1 protein-coding gene and 1 pseudogene are annotated in these 1,170 nt (G+C 39.3%); both read left to right on the top strand.

All coding sequences use genetic code 11. The features are described from left to right. Positions 1-619: spermidine/putrescine ABC transporter substrate-binding protein (locus F6K49_RS51100; protein ID WP_293110579.1), on the top strand; the 619-nt coding region annotated here is incomplete at its 5' end. Between the two features lie 310 nt (positions 620-929). Then, a pseudogene (locus F6K49_RS51095) lies at positions 930-1,170 on the top strand (ABC transporter permease); the annotation flags it as partial.

Raw genomic sequence — 1,170 nt, 5'->3', positions numbered from 1 at the left:
TTCTAAGGTACCGGAGGATTGGAGCTATCTTTGGGAATATAAAGACAAATTATCGAGACGGATGACTTTGCTCAACGATGTGCGAGAAGTGATGGGTGCCACTTTGAAAATGTTGGGTTACTCGTACAACTCTACCAATCCCCAGGAGATCAAAAAGGCCTATGAAACGTTGGTGGAGTTAAAACCAAGTATTGCTTCATTTTCTTCTGATGCTTGGCGATCGCTAATCCTGAGTGGGGATTTATGGATTGCGATGTGTTACTCCTCCGATGCTGCTGAAATCATGGCAGAAAACCCAGATTTGCAGTACGTCCTACCGAAAAGTGGTTCTTCCTTGTGGACCGATACCTTGGCAATTCCTAAAACAGCTCCCAATCTTGAGGGTGCCTATGCTTGGATTAACTTTATGTTAGAAGCAGATGTTGCTGCTCAAATGTGTGAACGGTTGAGCTTCGCCACACCAAACCAAAAAGCATTTAAGCTATTGTCCCGTGACATCCAAGAGGATCCAAGTTTGTTTCCAGAAGAATCAGCGTTAGAACGTTGTGAAGGTCTTGCACCTGTTGACGAGGTTAGCGAACTTTATGACCGATACTGGACTCAGTTGACCAGTGGTTAGGAGTTAGGAATTAGCCCTTTTTAACACCCTAAAGTTTAGGAAAATAGTACGGAACGGTAGCAATAAAAATATCATTAAAAATACCTATAAAAAAGAGCGAAACGCTATTGATAAATGTTATTATAACGAATAAAAAACCATAAGTGATAAAATCATAAATAATCACTCTAATTTTTAAGAGTTTTAAATTTATATATAAAAGAAAGATAGCATTTTTTAATAAAATTGGTATAAGTCTTGGAATAATGACTAAAAACTAATGATAAATAACACTGAAAGCGTTACTGATAACATTGCTGAGTTCCCAGTTATGCAAGATAAGAAACACTTACGATGGCAGTGGTTAGAACCCCTAGGATTGCTCAGTCCAGCAGGTATATGGTTAGCTTTGTTGTTGGTGCTGCCAACCCTAGTGATTTTTGAGCTAAGTTTGGTACCCAACATTAGACCAGGAGATGTGGTCAATCCCTCTGGTATTGATAATTATTTGCGGATATTTGATCCAGTAATCTTGCAAGTGATGGGGCGATCGCTTTTTTTGGCCATGGGAA

Source organism: Moorena sp. SIO3I6 (genome assembly GCF_010672095.1).
Note: the sequence above shows the minus strand (reverse complement) of the source record. Positions and strands in the feature narration are given on the sequence as shown.